Genomic DNA, 15436 nt, shown 5'->3' on the forward strand with positions numbered 1-15436 from the left:
CACCGAGTGTATACCTCGCGTATATAGCTGACCCGGCAGCGGAGCGGGCGGCTGCACGACGCACACTTGACGTCATGGAGAACGAGCTCGCGATTTCCGTGCGAGGGCTGCGCAAGGCGTACGGCGACAACGTCGCCGTGGCCGGGGTGGACCTGGACGTCCGGCGGGGCGAGGTGTTCGCCCTGCTCGGCCCCAACGGCGCCGGCAAGACCACCACTGTCGAGATCCTGGAGGGCTACCGGCAGCGCGACGCCGGCGAGGTGCGCGTCCTCGGCGCCGACCCCGCCCACCCCGACGCCGACTGGCGCTCCCGGGTCGGCATCGTGCTCCAGGGCACCGGCGAGTTCGACGAGCTCAGCGTCATCGAGGTGGTCCGCCACTTCTCCGGCTTCTACCCGGGCGCCGACGACCCCGACAAGGTGGTCGAGCGGGTCGGGCTGGGCGCCAAGGCCAAGGCGCGTACGCACACGCTCTCCGGCGGGCAGAAGCGCCGCCTGGACGTGGCGCTGGGCATCATCGGCCGCCCCGAACTGCTCTTCCTCGACGAGCCGACCACCGGCTTCGACCCGGAGGCCCGGCGCGAGTTCTGGGAGCTGATCCGGGACCTGTCCGCCGCCGGCACCACGATCGTGCTCACCACCCACTACCTGGACGAGGCCGAGGCGCTCGCCGACCGGGTCGGCGTGATCGCCGCCGGGCGGGTGATCGAGGTCGCACCGCCGAACGCGCTGGGCAACCGGCAGGAGTCGCTGGCGACCGTCTCCTGGATCAATCCGGACGGCACGCCGGGATTGAGGGAGACCGCGACGCCGACGGCGCTGGTGTACGACCTGGCCGCGCGCTTCGGCGGCGAGGTGCCCGGCCTCACCGTGACCCGGCCGACCCTGGAAGACGTCTACCTGCGGATGATCGGACACTCATGACCACCACGACGAACCCCGCGGCCCCGGTCACCGCCGCCGCGGCCCGGCGGCCCGGCGCGGGCGCGCTGGCGCTGCGTCAGGGGCGGCTGGAGATCACCCAGTTCCTGCGCAGCCGGGAGTCCGTCGTGTTCACGATGGGCTTCCCGATCATCATGATCCTGATCTTCGCGGCGATCTTCAGTGACGAGATCGCGCCCGGGGTGAGCTACACGCAGTACTTCATCACCGGCATGATCGCGACCGGCCTGATGACCGTCAGCTTCCAGAACCTCGGCATCTGGATCCCGATCGAACGGGACCGGGGCGTACTCAAGCGCTACCGCGGTACGCCGATGCCGAAGTGGGTCTGGTTCGCCGGCAAGGTGATCATGGTGGTGGTCATCGGCATCGCCGAGACCGTGCTGCTGCTCGCCGTCTCGGTGGCGATGTTCGACCTGGACCTGCCGCAGACCACCACCAAGTGGCTGACGTTCGCCTGGGTCTCCGTCCTCGGCGTCACCGCCTGCACGCTCTGCGGCATCGCCATCTCGTCGCTGGCCCGCACCGCGCGCAGCGGCTCGGCGGTGGTCACCCCGGTCGCGCTGGTCCTCCAGTTCATCTCCGGCGTGTTCTTCGTCTTCACCAGCCTGCCCACATGGATGCAGCAGGTCGCGGCGATCTTCCCGCTCAAGTGGATGTGCCAGGGGCTGCGCTCGGTCTTCCTGCCGGACAGCTTCGGCGCCCGGGAGCCGGGCGGCTCGTTCGAGCTGGGCACCGTCGCGCTGGTCCTGGGCGCGTGGTGCGTCATCGGCCTGGTGCTGTGCCTGACCACGTTCCGCTGGACCACCAAGCGCGACGGCTGAGGTGTAAGGAAGGGCCCCCTCTTAACGCCTGCGGTAGAGGAAGGGCCCCTTCTTAACGCGCGCCCGGCGGTGGCACACTCGCCCGCATGGCATCGACGCTGACCCGGCGTACCCTGCTCGGCGCCGCCGCCGGCGTGGCCGGCGCCGCGGTGGTCGGCGGCCTGGCCGCCCGGCAACTGTCCGGCCCCCGCCCAGGACCGGCACCGGCCATGCCGGACGCCCCGGCCGGCGACGAACGGCTGATCCGCATCGCGTCCGGCGCGCGGGGCCGCGAGGTGGACTTCTGGACGGCGGTGCCCGAGGGGTACGGCGACGGCCGCGGCCTGCCCGTCTGCCTGGTGCTGCACGGCGCGTCGGCCACCCCGCGCGACTACGGCCGGTTCGGGCTGGCCCGCTTCCTCACCGACGCGGTACGCCGGGGCGCCCCGCCGTTCGCGCTCGCGGGCGCCACCGGTGGGCGGCTGTCCTGGCGCGCCGCCGGTGACGACGATCCGCAGCGGATGGTGCGCGAGGAGGTGCCCACCTGGTGCGCCCGGCGCGGTTTCGACAGCAGCCGGCTGGCCGTGTGGGGCTGGTCGATGGGCGGCTTCGGCGCGTTGCTGCTGGCCGAGACGTACCCGAAGTGGCTGCGGATGGCGGCGGCCTTCTCCCCCGCGGTGAGCCCCGGCGACGCGGTCTTCACCGGCGTGGAGAAGCTGCGCGGCACCCCGGTGGGGCTGTGGTGCGGGCGGCAGGACAACTTCCTCAAGAACGTACGGGCGCTGGCCCGGGTGCTGCCCGAGGAGGCGGTACGCGCCGCCTGGGCCGACGGGCGGCACAACTTCGGCTACTGGGGCACTGTCATCCCGGACGCGTTCGCGCTGATCGGCGCCGCGCTCAGCCCGCCCCGGACGTGAACCGGCCCCCGGCCGCGCGGGCCGGGGGCGGGACGACGGGCCGGTCAGTACGAGTAGAAGCCCTGGCCGGTCTTGCGGCCCAGGTCGCCGGCGGTGGCCATGCGCTGGAGCAGCTCCGGCGGGAAGAACTTCTCGTCCGCGGTGTCCGTGTAGATGTTGCGGGTGGCGTTCAGGAGCACGTCCACGCCGGTCAGGTCGACGGTGGCGAGCGGGCCCATGGCGTGACCGAAGCCCAGCTTGCAGGCGGTGTCCAGATCCTCGGCGGAGATCACGCCGGACTCGACGAGCTTGACCGCCTCCATCGCCAGCGCGCAGATCAGCCGGGTGGTGACGAAACCGGCGATGTCCCGGTTGACCACCACCACGGTCTTGCCGATCCCCTCGGCGAACGACTTCACCGTGTCCATGGTCGCGTCGCTGGTCTTGTAACCGCGTACCAGCTCGCAGAGCTTCATCATCGGCACCGGCGAGAAGAAGTGCGTGCCGACGACCGACTCCGGGCGCTCGGTGGCGGTGGCGATCTGGGTCACCGGGATGGCCGACGTGTTGGTGGCGAGCACCGCGTCCGCCTTGCAGATCTTGTCGAGCGCGCGGAACACCTCGTGCTTGATCTCGATCTTCTCGAAGACCGCCTCGACCACGATGTCCGCGTCGGCGGCGGCCTCCAGGTCGGTGGTCGGCGTGATCCGGCCCAGCGTCGCCTCGACGTCGGACGCCTCGATCTTGCCCTTCTCGGCGAACTTCGTCAGCGACTTCCGGATGCCGTCCACACCGCGCTTCGTGGCCGCGTCGTCGATGTCGCGCAGCGTCACCTGCCAGCCCGCCTGCGCCGCCACCTGGGCGATGCCCGAGCCCATCAGCCCGGCACCGACGACCGCGAGTCGACCCGCCATCTGCTTCTCCCTCGCCGTGTTCTGCAACGTCTGCCAGAACCCTACTTAACGAGGGATAAGCGTCGGCCGTCAGATGGCCAGGTCCGGCTCCTCCGGCGCGGTGCCGCGTTCCACCTCGACGCCGAGCGCCCGCAGGTCGGCCACGAAGTCCGGGTAGCCCCTGTCGACGTGGTGCACGTGCGAGACCTCGGTCAGCCCGTCGGCGCAGAGCCCGGCGATGATCAGGCCGGCACCGGCCCGGATGTCGGTGGCCCGTACCGGGGCGCCGGACAGCCGCTCCCGGCCGCACACCAGCGCGTGGTGGCCGTCGGTACGGATCTCCGCGCCCAGCCGCATCATCTCGTTGGCGAACATGAACCGGCCGTCGAAGATGTTCTCGGTGATCAGCGAGCCGCCCTCGCTGACGGCCGCCAGCCCGATCGCCATCGGCAGCAGGTCGGTGGCGAAGCCCGGGTACGGCAGCGTCACCACGTCGACCGCCCGGGGGCGGTCGTCCATCCGTACCCGGAAGGCGTCGCCCCGCGTCTCGACCAGGCCGCCGGCCGCGACCAGCTTGTCCAGCGCGACCGCCAGGTACGCCGGGTCCAGGCCGGTCACCGTCACGTCGCCGCGGGTCATCGCGGCGGCGAACGCCCAGGTGCCGGCCACGATCCGGTCCCCCACCGTGGCGTGGCGGACCGGGCGCAGGTCGGGTACGCCGACGATGTGCAGCGTCGAGGTGCCGGCCCCCTCGATCCGCGCGCCCATGGTGTTCAGCATGGTGCAGATGTCGACGATCTCCGGCTCCCGGGCCGCGTTGTCGATCGTCGTGGCGCCCCGGGCCAGCACCGCCGCCATGACCAGGTTCTCGGTCGCGCCCACGCTCGGGAAGTCCAGCACGATGTCCGCGCCGTGCAGCCCGCCCGGGGCCTCGGCGATGACGAAGCCGTGCTCACCGGAGATCTCCGCGCCCATCCGGGCCAGCCCGGCGATGTGCATGTCCAGGCCGCGCGAGCCGATGGCGTCGCCGCCCGGGTGCGCCACCCGCACGTACCCCCGCCGGGCCAGCAGGGGGCCGAGCACGCAGATCGACGCGCGCAGCCGGCGGACCAGGTCGTAGTCGGCCTCCGCGCCCGGCCGCTCCGGCACGTCGATGAGCACCGAACGGGACCGCTCCACACCGCCGTGGGCCACCATCGGGTCGACCGGGTCGTCCGGGCCGAAGCGTACGCCGCAACCGAGCCGCCGCAGCACCTCGCCCATGATCGCGATGTCGGTGATCCGGGGCACGTTGGTGATCAGGCTGCGGCCGGGCGCGAGCAGCGCGGCGGCCATCAGTTTCAGCGCGGAGTTCTTCGCACCCACCACGTGCACGGTGCCGTCGAGCCGGGCGTCACCGCGTACCCGGATGACGTCGACGTCGCTGAGCGCCGGATCGCTCGCGTCCCCCGGCCCCACCGGACTCGGCCGGGCCGGGATGGTCAGGTCCGGTATCCGTAGGCTGTGCGTCATGGCCGTCCACCTCACGCGCATCTACACCAAGGCCGGCGACGCCGGCATGACCAGGCTGAGCAACAACGAGCAGGTGCCGAAGACCGATCCGCGTATCGCCGCGTACGCGGACGTGGACGAGTGCAACGCCTCCATCGGCGTGGCGCTCGCCCTGGGGCAGCTCTCCGACGAGCTGCGAGCGGTGCTGGAGTCCGTACAGAACGACATGTTCGACGTCGGCGCGGACCTGGCGACGCCGGTGGAGCCGGACCCGAAGTACCCGCCGCTGCGGGTGACCGAGGAGTACGTCGAGCGCCTCGAGGGCTGGTGCGACGAGTACAACGCGCGCCTGAGCAAGCTCGACTCCTTCATCCTCCCCGGCGGCACCGCTGGTGCGGCACTGCTGCACGTGGCACGGACGACCGCCCGGCGCGCCGAGCGTGCGGCATGGGCGCTGGTCGCACACGACCCCGATCGGACCAGTCCCCTCCCGGCAAAGTATCTCAACCGGCTCTCCGATTTGCTCTTTATCCTGTCAAGAACGGCAAATCCGAACGGCGACGTGCTATGGGTTCCGGGCGGGAAGCGCTGACCATCGGCGGCCTCCATCACGTGGAGGTGTGGGTACCCGACCTGGCGGCGGCCAGTCGTTCCTGGGGCTGGCTTCTCGGCGAGCTGGGCTGGACGCCGTACCAGGACTGGCCCGCCGGCCGCTCCTGGCGCCTCGGCGCGACCTACCTCGTGCTGGAGCAGTCACCGGCGCTCACCGGCCGCACCCACGACAGGTGCGCGCCCGGCCTGAACCACCTGGCCTTCCACGCCGGCCCGCCGGCCGCCGTCGAGCGCCTGGTCGCCACCGGCCCGGGGTACGGATGGATGCTGCTGTTCCCGGACCGGCACCCGCACGCGGGCGGCCCGGACAGCTACGCCGCCTACCTGACCGACGGGCAGGGGTACGAGGTCGAGCTGGTCGCGCAGACGTGAAAAGGCCGGCACCCCGTTGGTTCGGGGTGCCGGCCTTTCGCTGTGTTCTTAGTTGTTCGTCTTACTTGTTCCAGTGCTCGGCGACGAGGTCGGCGGCCTGCTGCTCCCACTGGGCGTAGTGGTCCGGGTAGGCCGACACCTGCACCGTCTGGGCGGCCTTGGTCAGCGGCATGTCCTTCCAGCCGTCGACCTGCTTCAGACCCTTCAGGAACGCGGTCGTGGAGTACTCGGGGTCGGTGATCTGCTCCACCGTGCCCCACCCGGAGGAGGGGCGCTGCTGGAACAGGCCCTGCGAGTCGTGGTCGTTACGGTCACCCAGGTGACCGAGGTTCTCCAGCTTCGACTCCTGCAACGCCGTGGCGATCGACACGACCGCGGCACGCTCGTCCATGCCGGCCTTCTTCGTCGCCGCGATGATCGCCTTCACGTTCGCGGTCTGCTCGTCGTTCAGCTCGATGCGCGACTGGGCGCCCTGCACACCGTGCGGAATCAGCTTGTCACCCTGCACCGTCGCCGTGACCGGCTTCGCGTGCGCGGTGGTGTCCGCGGCGTGGGCGGCGACCGGACCGGCGAACACGCCACCGGTGAAAGCCAGACCAGCAATACCCAGAACGCTCTTCCGCAGAATCGTGTTCATCACATGTGCTCCATTCGGGGGTCAACGCACCCGGGGGGATGCGTGGGCACCGTCAGGCGCTCAAAAAGTCTTGGGGTTTCGGCTGCTCGCGGGGGCACGGGGGGTGCCTCTACGCGGCGCCGGAAGCATGTCCAACGACCGGCCACCCGGCATCATTCCCGGGCCGGCTCACGTCACCGGAACCGTACTCAACGACCAGCCGGCCACGTCTGTTCCCGCAGACCGTGCGGCCCATCAGGGGCGGGTCCGGTGCTCCGTCGTTCACCCGGTTACAACGCCACCCACCCCCCGACGATTCCGCCGTCAGAGTGCCGCCCACCACCCCGAACCGGACACGCACGCCCACACGCCCGGACCCGGCACCACCCACACGCCGAACCGGCAATGCTGCCCGGCACTCCCGACCTCCCGCCCCCGACCTCCCGCACCTCAGAGCACCTCGGAGCCCTCCGCCAGCGCGTCTCCCATCACTTGAGACACATGTCCGCATTCCAGGAACAGCCGTAGATCTTGGTACGAAAGTGCCCTCATGGGGGCCGTTTCGTACCAAGTATCTACGGCTGGCTCGGCTGCCGAGGCGGCGGAGGGCGCGTGGGGCGGGCTCGCGTGCACGGATGGCACCGCCACCCGCCCCCGGGCCGTCGATCATGAGGTTAGCGGCGACAAACCGGACACCACATGCCGCCAAGTTCATGATCGACCCGACCCAGGCGGGGCCGGCCGGTCAGAGCTGGCCTGGGCGGGAGTGACGCAGGGCGGGGCTGGCCCGAGAGGGGGCCGACCCGAGCGAGCTCGGCCGGGGCGGGGCCGGCTCGGTGCGAGGAGCGCGACGCCGCCGGGCGCTCGCACGACTGGGCGCGCGATCTTGCAGTTCGAGCCCTCCGGGCGTCCCGTTTACGAGGTTTGCCGGGGCCCTAAGTGCAAGATCGCGGGCGACGCCGGGGAGGGGTGCGGCGATCTTGGAGTTGTGGCGCCTCGCGAAACGGTGCGAACTCGGCATTTCCTGGCGCCACAACTCCAAGATCGGCGTCAGCGGAGGTGCCCGGCACGGCCCCGGTGAAGCGGGGAGGGGCGGCGGGGAGGGTGGGGGTCAGGCGGCGGGCCAGTCCTGGGAGGCCAGACGCGGCGAGACCGCCCCGGGTGGGGCGGCCTCGAGCCAGGACAGGAATCCGGTGACAGTGGATCGCGCCATCGCGATCTCGATCGGCGCGTGGTGGCTGGTACAGCGCAGGATCACCCACTCGGCCGGCATGGACATGCGCTCCTGCCCCTCGGGCAGGCGGCGGCGCTCGACCGCCAGCCCCTTGCGGGAGAGCACCCGCTTGGGGCGCAGCGCGAAGCTGAACATGCGGTACCAGCGGAGTTCGTCGCCCACGAAGCGACCGAACCCGGGTGACCAGCCACGACCGTCGAGGATCGTGTTGACCCGGACGCTCAGCCGGATGATGCCACCGCTACGCATGAACAGGGCCCGCCGGATGAAGAGGATCAGAAGCGCGACGACGACGATCGCGACGCCGATTCCGATCCCTTCGACGATCTCCATCGGCGGGTCGGCTCAGCGGGCCGGGGTGGCGGGGGTTGCGCTCTCGGCGAGGACCGTGACGCCCTCACCGGTCACCGACAGGAAGCCGCCGGCCACGTCGTACGCGATCTGCTGGCCGCCGGCCTGCTTGATGCGTACCTGGCTGGGTTCGGCGAGCTGGCCGAGCAGAGGCGCGTGCCCCGGCAGCACACCGAGCTCACCCTCGGTCGTCCGGGCGACGACCATCTCGGCCTCGCCGGTCCAGACCTTCTCCTCGACGGCTACGAGCTCGACGTGAAGCTGCTGTGCCACGCTGTCTCCTTGCTGCGGCGGCGGATTGCCGAAAGTCTAGTCGCGCCCCCGCAGCCCACCCAACGCGGGTGGTGAGAGCCGGACCACCACGGCCCCGCACCCGCTCAGGCTACTTGGTCTTCTGCACGAAGTCGGGGTGCTCCAACAGGAAAGCGTCGAGCTGTTCGGTACGCAGGGCGGTGAAGAAGTCCTCCGCCGGTTCGAGCAGTTGCTCACCCCGGTAGTTGCTGCCGGTGCCGATCCCCCCACCCGGCAGCTTGATCGTCTCGATCGCGTCGGGACGGATGTCCTTGAGGGCCAGCCCGAAGTCCACCACGCTGTTGCCGCGCCCGTTGAAGACCAGCGACTTGCCGGCCGCGCGCAGCACCCGGTCCAGCTTGACGGGGTTGGTCACCACGTCGGCGCTGAACGCCTGGCTCGCCATCGCCTTGACGAACTGCTGCTGGTGCCGCTGCCGGCCGTAGTCGCCGTCCGGTACGCCGTTCTTCGGGTAGCGCTGCCGGACGTAGTCCAGCGCCTGCCAGCCCTTGAGGTGGGCGTTGCCCTTCTTGTACACCGCCTGCGGGCCGAGGTAGCCCCCGCCGCCGGGCCGGAGCTGGCGCGGGGTGCCGTCCGGCTGGAGGTGCTCGGAGCGCACCTCCCGCTCGATGTACATGTCGACACCGCCCATGGCGTCGACGATCTTCTTGAACCCGCTGAAGTTAATAATCGCCCCGGCGTCGAAGCGCTTGATACCGGTGACCTTCTGCACGGTCAGGGCGAGCAGCTCGAAGCCCTGTGCGGTGCTGGGGTTCTGCCCCGGCACGTTGCTGCCGTGCGACATGGCCGCGTTGAGCCGGTCGTTGGCGCCCGCGTAGTCGGCCTTGGGGAAGGCCGGGATATCGACCCGCAGGTCGCGCGGGAGCGAGAAGAGATAGCCGCGGTCCATGGTGGCGGGCACGTGCAGGACCATGATCGAGTCGGCCAGCGGGCGGGCGGTCGACGTCCGGGGGTCCACACCGACGAGCAGGATGTTGAGCGGGCCCTTGATGTCGCTCTTCTTCTCGTTGGCGCCGGCGGCCTGGTCACCGAAGAGGTCGGCCTTGCCCACCGATCCCTCGTAGCGGGCGACCAGGGCGCGGGAGCCGATCAGCACGGAGCCGCTGAGCACCACCATGACGATGCCCAGGATCGTGCAGACGCGGGCCCACCGAGGCACGCCGCGCCACATGGACCGCTTCCCGCGATCCGCGCCGCCCTTACCACCCACGAGCATCTCCAATCGTCGCGCCCACGGGTAGGAAGACGGGCGCGGGGGTCCGTTTGGTTGCAGAGATCAACGGCCGGGATGTGAAGTCGTGTCAGGAACGGTACCGCGCGATTCGGCGAACTGCTTGCTGGACAACCGGGCATCTGGTAGTGCACCGGCCCGAAAAGGCGGAGGCCGCCCCGGCTTTCGCCGGGACGGCCTCCGTGGGTGTGAGCGGGCTCTCAGCCCTCCTCGTCCATCAGTTCCTTGGCCTTGGCCTTGAGGTCCTCCAGGCCGCCGCACATGAAGAACGCCTGCTCCGGGAAGTGGTCGAACTCCCCCTCGCTGATTCGGCGGAAGGCGTCGATGGTCTCGGCGATCGGGACCGTCGAGCCGGGAACGCCGGTGAACTGCTCCGCCGCGTACGTGTTCTGCGAGAGGAACCGCTCGATCCGGCGGGCGCGGCCGACGGTGAGCTTGTCCTCCTCGGAGAGCTCCTCGATACCGAGGATGGCGATGATGTCCTGCAGGTCCTTGTAGCGCTGCAGGATCCGCTTCACCTCGGTGGCGACGGCGAAGTGCTCCTCGCCGACGAACTCCGGGGCGAGGATCCGGGACGAGGACGCCAGCGGGTCCACGGCCGGGTAGATGCCCTTGTCGGAGATCGACCGCTCCAGGTTGGTGGTCGCGTCGAGGTGGGCGAACGTGGTGGCCGGCGCCGGGTCGGTGTAGTCGTCGGCGGGCACGTAGATCGCCTGCATCGAGGTGATGGCCTGGCCCCGGACGGAGGTGATCCGCTCCTGGAGCTCGCCCATCTCGTCGGCCAGGGTCGGCTGGTAACCCACGGCGCTCGGCATACGGCCGAGCAGCGTGGACACTTCGGAACCGGCCTGGGTGAAGCGGAAGATGTTGTCGATGAAGAGCAGCACCTCCTGCTTCTTCACGTCACGGAAGTACTCCGCCATGGTCAGGGCGGACAGCGCGACCCGCAGGCGGGTGCCCGGCGGCTCGTCCATCTGGCCGTAGACCAGCGCGGTCTTGTCGATGACGCCCGACTCGGTCATCTCGGCGATGAGGTCGTTGCCCTCGCGGGTGCGCTCACCCACGCCGGCGAAGACCGAGGTACCACCGAAGTTCCGGGCCACCCGGGTGATCATCTCCTGGATGAGCACCGTCTTGCCCACGCCCGCGCCGCCGAACAGGCCGATCTTGCCGCCCTTGACGTACGGGGCGAGCAGGTCGATGACCTTGATGCCGGTCTCCAGCATCTCGGTCTTCGGCTCCAGGTCCGCGAAGGCCGGGGCCTTGCGGTGGATGCCCCACCGGTCGTCGGCCTCGATCGTCTCGCCCTCGGTGAGGTTGAGGCACTCGCCGATCGCGTTGAACACGTGGCCCTTGACCGCGTCGCCCACCGGCACGCTGATCGGCGCCCCGGTGTCACGCACGTCGGCACCGCGAACCAGACCGTCGGTCGGCTGCATCGAGATGGCGCGGACCAGGTTGTCGCCCAGGTGCTGGGCGACCTCCAGGGTCAGCGTCTTCTCACCACCGGAGAGGGTCACGTCGACCTGCAGGGCGTTGAACAGCTCCGGCATGGCGTCGCGCGGGAACTCGGCGTCGACGACCGGGCCGATGACCCGGACCACGCGACCCGTGGCCGTCTTGGTCTCAACTGCGGATACAGTCATCACACTTCACTTCCCGACGCGGCCAGCGCGTTCGCGCCGCCGACGATCTCACTGATCTCCTGGGTGATCCCGGCCTGACGGGCCGAGTTCATCTCGCGCGTGTACTTCTCGATCATCTCTTCGGCGTTGTCGGTGGCGCTCTTCATCGCCCGCCGGCGGGCAGCCGACTCGCTGGCCGCCGACTCCAGCAACGCCGCGAAGATCCGCGTGTTGATGTACTTCGGCAGCAGGGCGTCGAGCAGCGACTCCGGCTCCGGCTCGAACTCGTACGCCGGCAGCGCGCCCTCGGTCCGCGGCCGGTCCTCGACCTGCATCGGGCCGATGATCCGGGTCACCGGGTTCTGCGTCATCAGGGACTTGAACTCGGTGTAGACGATGTGCAGCTCGTCCACGCCGAGGATCCCGTCGGCGCCGGCATCCCCGTCCACGTCGTCCGCGCCGGCGGTGAACGCCTTGATCAGCGTGTCACCGACCTCGCGGGCGTCGGCGAACGTCGGCTGCTCGGAGAAGCCGGTCCAGCTTCCGGCGATCTGCCGGCTGCGGAACCGGTAGTACGCCACGCCCTTGCGGCCGATGACGTAGAGCACCGGCTCCTTGCCGTCGGCGCGCAGCCGGGCGATCAGCGACTCGGCGGTCCGGATCGCGTTCGAGCTGTAGCCACCGGCCAGACCCCGGTCGGCCGTCACCAGCAGGACGCCCGCCCGCCGCACCCGCTCGCGCGGGGTGAGCAGCGGGTGGTCGATCCGCGCGTTCGAGGCCAGCGCCGTCAGCACGCCGGTGATCGCCTCGGCGTACGGCAGCGAGGCCGCCACCTTGGCCTGGGCCTTGGCGATGCGGCTCGTCGCGACGAGCTCCATCGCCTTGGTGATCTTCTTCATCCCCTTGGCGGAACGGATCCGCTGCCGGAGAACGCGTACCTGGGCGGCCATCGGATCAGCTCTCGGCCGGGCGGTCGGTGGCGCCGTCGCGGAAGCGGGTCACCGTCTCGCGGGACGGCTCGCCCTCCAGCGGCTTGGCCGGCGCGTCGTTGACCCGGACCTCGTCCTCCTTGCCCAGGAAGAGCTGCTTGAACTCGGTGATCGCGGAGTCGAGCGAGGCGATGATGTCGTCGCCCCACTTGTTGTCCGCGATCGAGGCCAGGATGCCCTCGTGCTTGTGCCGCAGGTACTGCAGGAACTCCGACTCGAAGCGGCGGACCTCGCCGACCGGGACGTCGTCCAGCTTGCCCTCGGTGCCGGCCCAGACGGAGACGACCTGCTCCTGCACCGGGTACGGCGAGTAGTTCGGCTGCTTGAGCAGCTCGACCAGGCGGGAACCGCGGTCCAGCTGGGCCCGGGAGGCCCGGTCCAGGTCGGAGGCGAAGGCGGCGAACGCCTCCAGCTCGCGGAACTGGGCCAGGTTCAGCCGCAGCGAGCCGGCGACCTTCTTCATCGGCTTCACCTGCGCGGCGCCACCGACCCGGGAGACCGAGGTGCCGACGTTGATAGCCGGCCGGACGCCCTGGTTGAACAGGTCGGTCTCCAGGAAGATCTGGCCGTCGGTGATGGAGATGACGTTGGTCGGGATGAACGCCGAGATGTCGTTCGCCTTGGTCTCGATGATCGGCAGACCGGTCATCGAGCCGCCGCCCAGCTCGTCGGAGAGCTTGGCGCAGCGCTCCAGCAGACGCGAGTGCAGGTAGAAGACGTCACCCGGGTAGGCCTCGCGGCCCGGCGGGCGGCGCAGCAGCAGCGACACGGCGCGGTACGCCTCGGCCTGCTTGCTCAGGTCGTCGAAGACGATCAGGACGTGCTTGCCGCCGTACATCCAGTGCTGCCCGATGGACGAGCCGGTGTAGGGGGCGAGGTACTTGAAGCCGGCCGGGTCGGAGGCCGGGGAGGCGACGATGGTGGTGTACTCCATCGCGCCCGCCTCCTCCAACGTCCCCTTGATGGAGGCGATGGTGGAGGCCTTCTGGCCGATCGCGACGTAGATGCAGCGGACCTGCTTCTTCGGGTCGCCGGAGCGCCAGTTCTCGCGCTGGTTGAGGATGGTGTCCAGGGCGACGGTGGTCTTGCCCGTCTTCCGGTCACCGATGATCAGCTGGCGCTGGCCGCGGCCGATCGGGGTCATCGCGTCGACGGCCTTGATGCCCGTCTGCAGCGGCTCGTCGACCGACTTGCGGGACATCACGTTCGGGGCTTGGAGCTCCAGCTCGCGGTAGCCCTCGTTGGCGATGTCACCGAGGCCGTCGATCGGCTCGCCGAGCGCGTTGACCACGCGACCGAGGAACGCGTCACCGATCGGCACCGAGAGCACCCGGCCGGTGCGCTTGACGCGCTGACCCTCTTCGATCCCGCCGAAGTCACCGAGGACGACGACACCGATCTCCCGGACGTCGAGGTTCAGCGCCACACCGAGCGTGCCGTCCTCGAACTCCAGGAGTTCGTTGGTCATGGTCGAGGGAAGGCCCTCGACGTGGGCGATGCCGTCACCGGCGTCGGCGACGGTGCCGACCTCCTCGCGGGAGACGTCGGCCGTGTAGGAGGAGACGTAGCGCTCCAGGGCGCCGCGGATCTCCTCCGTCGAGATGGTCAGCTCGGCCATCCTCTGCTTCCTTAAGTATCTCAGGGCCCGGGATACCTAGTACCGGCCGGTCCGATGGCGTCGAATCAGGGCTGCTAAGACGCTGGTCAGCGCTTCGCGAGCGCGTTGCGGGTCTCGTTGAGGCGGCGCAGGACGGTGCCGTCGTACAGGTCGGAGCCGACCCGTACGCGTGCCCCCCCGAGCACGTCGGGGTCGACCGTCTGCTTGACGGACACCTCCCGACCGTACATCTCCGAGAGGCGGGCACCGAGGCGTCGTTCCTCCTCCTCGGTCAGCGGGGACGCCACGGTCACGTACGCGACCTGACGGTCCCGCCGGTCGGCGGCCAGCTCGACCAGCCGGGTGAGCGCACCGGTGAAGGAGCGTCCCCCGAAGCCGGCGAGCGCGGCCTCGACGAGGCTGACGGTGACCGGCTGGGCCTTGCCGGCGAGCAACTGCCGGGCCAGTTCGGCCCGCCGCTCGACCGAGGCCATCGGGTCGGAGAGCGCGTTCGACAGCTCGGCGGAACCACCGACGACCTGCCCGAAGCGGAACAGCTCGTCCTCCACCTCGCCCAGGTCTCCGGACAGGTCCGCGCTGGCGAGCAGCGCTTCCACGCCGAGGCGCTCGACGCCGTCGAGCAGCTCGGACGAGTTCGACCAGCGGCCGGACACCAGCGACGCGAGCAGGTCGAGCGCTTCCGCGCCGATCCGGCCGCGCAGCATGTCACCGAGCAGACCGGAGCGGTCCGACCCGGCCCGGGCCGGGTCGGAGAGCGCCCGGCGCAGCCGCGGCTCGCGCCGCAGCAGGTCGGCGACGGAGAGGATGTCGTCGGCGGTGGAGGCCACCGCCGACGGCTCCGCGCCGCGGACGTACGCGTCGAGGCGCTCGGCCCCGGCCCGGTACGACTCCCGGCTGGCGGCCTGCATCAGCGGGCCCCCGTGCTCTCGAGACCGCTCAGGAACCGGTCGACGGTGCCCTTGCGACGCGCCTCGTCGGCGAGCGACTCACCGACGATCTTGCTGGCCAGGTCCACCGCGATGGTGCCCACCTCGGTACGCAGCTCGCGCACGATGGTGGCCCGCTCGGCGGCGAGCTGCTCCTTGCCGGCGGCGATGATCCGGTCGGACTCCTCACGCGCCTTGGCGAGGATGTCCTGGCGGATGCCGTCGGCGTCGGCCCGCGCGTCGTCGCGGATCTTGGCGGCGTCGGTACGCGCCTCCGCGAGCTGGGCCCGGTACTGCTCGAGCAGCTTGTTCGCCTCGGCCTGGGCCGCCTCGGCGCGCTTGATGCCACCCTCGATCGCGTCGACCCGCGCCTGGTACATCGCCTCCATGCGGGGCATGACGAACTTCAGCAGGACGAAGACGAGCAGGGCGAAGGAGATCGTTCCGACGACCATCTCCTGCCAGATCGGCAAGATCGGATTGTGCGCGCCTTCGGCGGCGAGATACATGTCAGACCTCCGGATCG

16 protein-coding genes are annotated in these 15436 nt (G+C 70.4%); 5 read left to right on the forward strand and 11 right to left on the reverse strand.

The window, feature by feature from the left end:
* The first annotated feature begins 74 nt into the window (after positions 1-74).
* The 3 genes from ACQP26_RS24955 to ACQP26_RS24965 all read left to right on the forward strand — a co-directional run bounded on the left by ACQP26_RS24955 (position 75) and on the right by ACQP26_RS24965 (position 2661).
* Positions 75-923, forward strand: coding sequence for an ABC transporter ATP-binding protein (locus tag ACQP26_RS24955; RefSeq protein ID WP_433494155.1), 849 nt, complete (start codon positions 75-77; stop codon positions 921-923).
* Entirely contained in the window at positions 920-1765 is an 846-nt protein-coding gene (locus tag ACQP26_RS24960; RefSeq protein ID WP_210893836.1) for an ABC transporter permease, read from the forward strand. Before ACQP26_RS24955 ends, ACQP26_RS24960 begins: the two co-directional genes overlap by 4 nt.
* An 86-nt stretch (positions 1766-1851) precedes the next feature.
* On the forward strand, positions 1852-2661 hold the full coding sequence (locus ACQP26_RS24965; protein ID WP_433494156.1) for an alpha/beta hydrolase: 810 nt from the start codon (positions 1852-1854) through the stop codon (positions 2659-2661).
* 44 nt (positions 2662-2705) lie between these two features.
* Here the strand turns inward: ACQP26_RS24965 and ACQP26_RS24970 are convergent, their stop codons facing one another.
* Complete coding sequence (locus ACQP26_RS24970; RefSeq protein WP_135241796.1) at positions 2706-3554, reverse strand: 3-hydroxyacyl-CoA dehydrogenase family protein; 849 nt, start codon at positions 3552-3554, stop codon at positions 2706-2708.
* A gap of 69 nt (positions 3555-3623) precedes the next feature.
* Positions 3624-5045 carry a UDP-N-acetylglucosamine 1-carboxyvinyltransferase gene (murA, locus tag ACQP26_RS24975; RefSeq protein ID WP_269704368.1) on the reverse strand — a complete coding sequence of 474 codons (1422 nt, stop codon included), beginning with the start codon at positions 5043-5045 and terminating at the stop codon, positions 3624-3626.
* On the opposite strand from murA, the gene ACQP26_RS24980 reads away from it, so the two are divergent.
* Both ACQP26_RS24980 and ACQP26_RS24985 read left to right on the forward strand, forming a co-directional pair.
* Positions 5044-5616 carry a cob(I)yrinic acid a,c-diamide adenosyltransferase gene (locus tag ACQP26_RS24980; RefSeq protein WP_043328669.1) on the forward strand — a complete coding sequence of 191 codons (573 nt, stop codon included), beginning with the start codon at positions 5044-5046 and terminating at the stop codon, positions 5614-5616. The genes murA and ACQP26_RS24980 overlap by 2 nt on opposite strands.
* Positions 5592-6008, forward strand: a complete 417-nt coding sequence (locus tag ACQP26_RS24985) for a VOC family protein (protein ID WP_433494157.1) — start codon at positions 5592-5594, stop codon at positions 6006-6008. Before ACQP26_RS24980 ends, ACQP26_RS24985 begins: the two co-directional genes overlap by 25 nt.
* A 61-nt stretch (positions 6009-6069) precedes the next feature.
* Here the strand turns inward: ACQP26_RS24985 and ACQP26_RS24990 are convergent, their stop codons facing one another.
* The 9 genes from ACQP26_RS24990 to ACQP26_RS25030 form a co-directional block, all read right to left on the reverse strand.
* Complete coding sequence (locus ACQP26_RS24990; protein WP_281579886.1) at positions 6070-6645, reverse strand: hypothetical protein; 576 nt, start codon at positions 6643-6645, stop codon at positions 6070-6072.
* 1090 nt (positions 6646-7735) lie between these two features.
* Positions 7736-8191: a DUF2550 domain-containing protein gene (locus ACQP26_RS24995; RefSeq protein WP_269704365.1), complete on the reverse strand. Its 456-nt coding sequence runs from the start codon at positions 8189-8191 to the stop codon at positions 7736-7738.
* A 12-nt stretch (positions 8192-8203) separates the two neighbouring features.
* The gene (locus ACQP26_RS25000; protein WP_013288251.1) at positions 8204-8482 is read right to left on the reverse strand and encodes a F0F1 ATP synthase subunit epsilon; all 279 of its coding nucleotides are present in this window, start codon (positions 8480-8482) and stop codon (positions 8204-8206) included.
* A gap of 109 nt (positions 8483-8591) precedes the next feature.
* The gene (locus tag ACQP26_RS25005) at positions 8592-9737 is read right to left on the reverse strand and encodes an LCP family protein (protein WP_269704364.1); all 1146 of its coding nucleotides are present in this window, start codon (positions 9735-9737) and stop codon (positions 8592-8594) included.
* A gap of 215 nt (positions 9738-9952) precedes the next feature.
* On the reverse strand, positions 9953-11398 hold the full coding sequence (atpD, locus tag ACQP26_RS25010) for a F0F1 ATP synthase subunit beta (protein WP_269704363.1): 1446 nt from the start codon (positions 11396-11398) through the stop codon (positions 9953-9955).
* Positions 11398-12327, reverse strand: coding sequence for a F0F1 ATP synthase subunit gamma (locus ACQP26_RS25015; RefSeq protein ID WP_030504728.1), 930 nt, complete (start codon positions 12325-12327; stop codon positions 11398-11400). The genes atpD and ACQP26_RS25015 overlap by 1 nt, the downstream gene beginning before the upstream one ends.
* Before the next feature lie 4 nt (positions 12328-12331).
* Complete coding sequence (gene atpA, locus ACQP26_RS25020; protein WP_269704361.1) at positions 12332-13984, reverse strand: F0F1 ATP synthase subunit alpha; 1653 nt, start codon at positions 13982-13984, stop codon at positions 12332-12334.
* An 86-nt stretch (positions 13985-14070) separates the two neighbouring features.
* Positions 14071-14892: a F0F1 ATP synthase subunit delta gene (locus ACQP26_RS25025; protein ID WP_281579884.1), complete on the reverse strand. Its 822-nt coding sequence runs from the start codon at positions 14890-14892 to the stop codon at positions 14071-14073.
* The gene (locus tag ACQP26_RS25030) at positions 14892-15419 is read right to left on the reverse strand and encodes a F0F1 ATP synthase subunit B (protein ID WP_030504731.1); all 528 of its coding nucleotides are present in this window, start codon (positions 15417-15419) and stop codon (positions 14892-14894) included. Before ACQP26_RS25030 ends, ACQP26_RS25025 begins: the two co-directional genes overlap by 1 nt.
* Positions 15420-15436: the final 17 nt, after the last annotated feature.

Origin of the sequence: Micromonospora sp. CA-248089, assembly GCF_050948515.1 — a bacterium.
GTDB lineage: Bacteria > Actinomycetota > Actinomycetes > Mycobacteriales > Micromonosporaceae > Micromonospora.

Coding starts and splice junctions, on each gene's coding strand:
- ACQP26_RS24955 (WP_433494155.1), top strand. CDS start 75: ATGGAGAACGAGCTCGCGATTTCCGTGCGAGGGCTGCGCAAGGCGTAC.
- ACQP26_RS24960 (WP_210893836.1), top strand. CDS start 920: ATGACCACCACGACGAACCCCGCGGCCCCGGTCACCGCCGCCGCGGCC.
- ACQP26_RS24965 (WP_433494156.1), top strand. CDS start 1,852: ATGGCATCGACGCTGACCCGGCGTACCCTGCTCGGCGCCGCCGCCGGC.
- ACQP26_RS24970 (WP_135241796.1), bottom strand. CDS start 3,554: ATGGCGGGTCGACTCGCGGTCGTCGGTGCCGGGCTGATGGGCTCGGGC.
- ACQP26_RS24980 (WP_043328669.1), top strand. CDS start 5,044: ATGGCCGTCCACCTCACGCGCATCTACACCAAGGCCGGCGACGCCGGC.
- murA (WP_269704368.1), bottom strand. CDS start 5,045: ATGACGCACAGCCTACGGATACCGGACCTGACCATCCCGGCCCGGCCG.
- ACQP26_RS24985 (WP_433494157.1), top strand. CDS start 5,592: ATGGGTTCCGGGCGGGAAGCGCTGACCATCGGCGGCCTCCATCACGTG.
- ACQP26_RS24990 (WP_281579886.1), bottom strand. CDS start 6,645: ATGAACACGATTCTGCGGAAGAGCGTTCTGGGTATTGCTGGTCTGGCT.
- ACQP26_RS24995 (WP_269704365.1), bottom strand. CDS start 8,191: ATGGAGATCGTCGAAGGGATCGGAATCGGCGTCGCGATCGTCGTCGTC.
- ACQP26_RS25005 (WP_269704364.1), bottom strand. CDS start 9,737: ATGCTCGTGGGTGGTAAGGGCGGCGCGGATCGCGGGAAGCGGTCCATG.
- atpD (WP_269704363.1), bottom strand. CDS start 11,398: ATGACTGTATCCGCAGTTGAGACCAAGACGGCCACGGGTCGCGTGGTC.
- ACQP26_RS25015 (WP_030504728.1), bottom strand. CDS start 12,327: ATGGCCGCCCAGGTACGCGTTCTCCGGCAGCGGATCCGTTCCGCCAAG.
- atpA (WP_269704361.1), bottom strand. CDS start 13,984: ATGGCCGAGCTGACCATCTCGACGGAGGAGATCCGCGGCGCCCTGGAG.
- ACQP26_RS25025 (WP_281579884.1), bottom strand. CDS start 14,892: ATGCAGGCCGCCAGCCGGGAGTCGTACCGGGCCGGGGCCGAGCGCCTC.
- ACQP26_RS25030 (WP_030504731.1), bottom strand. CDS start 15,419: ATGTATCTCGCCGCCGAAGGCGCGCACAATCCGATCTTGCCGATCTGG.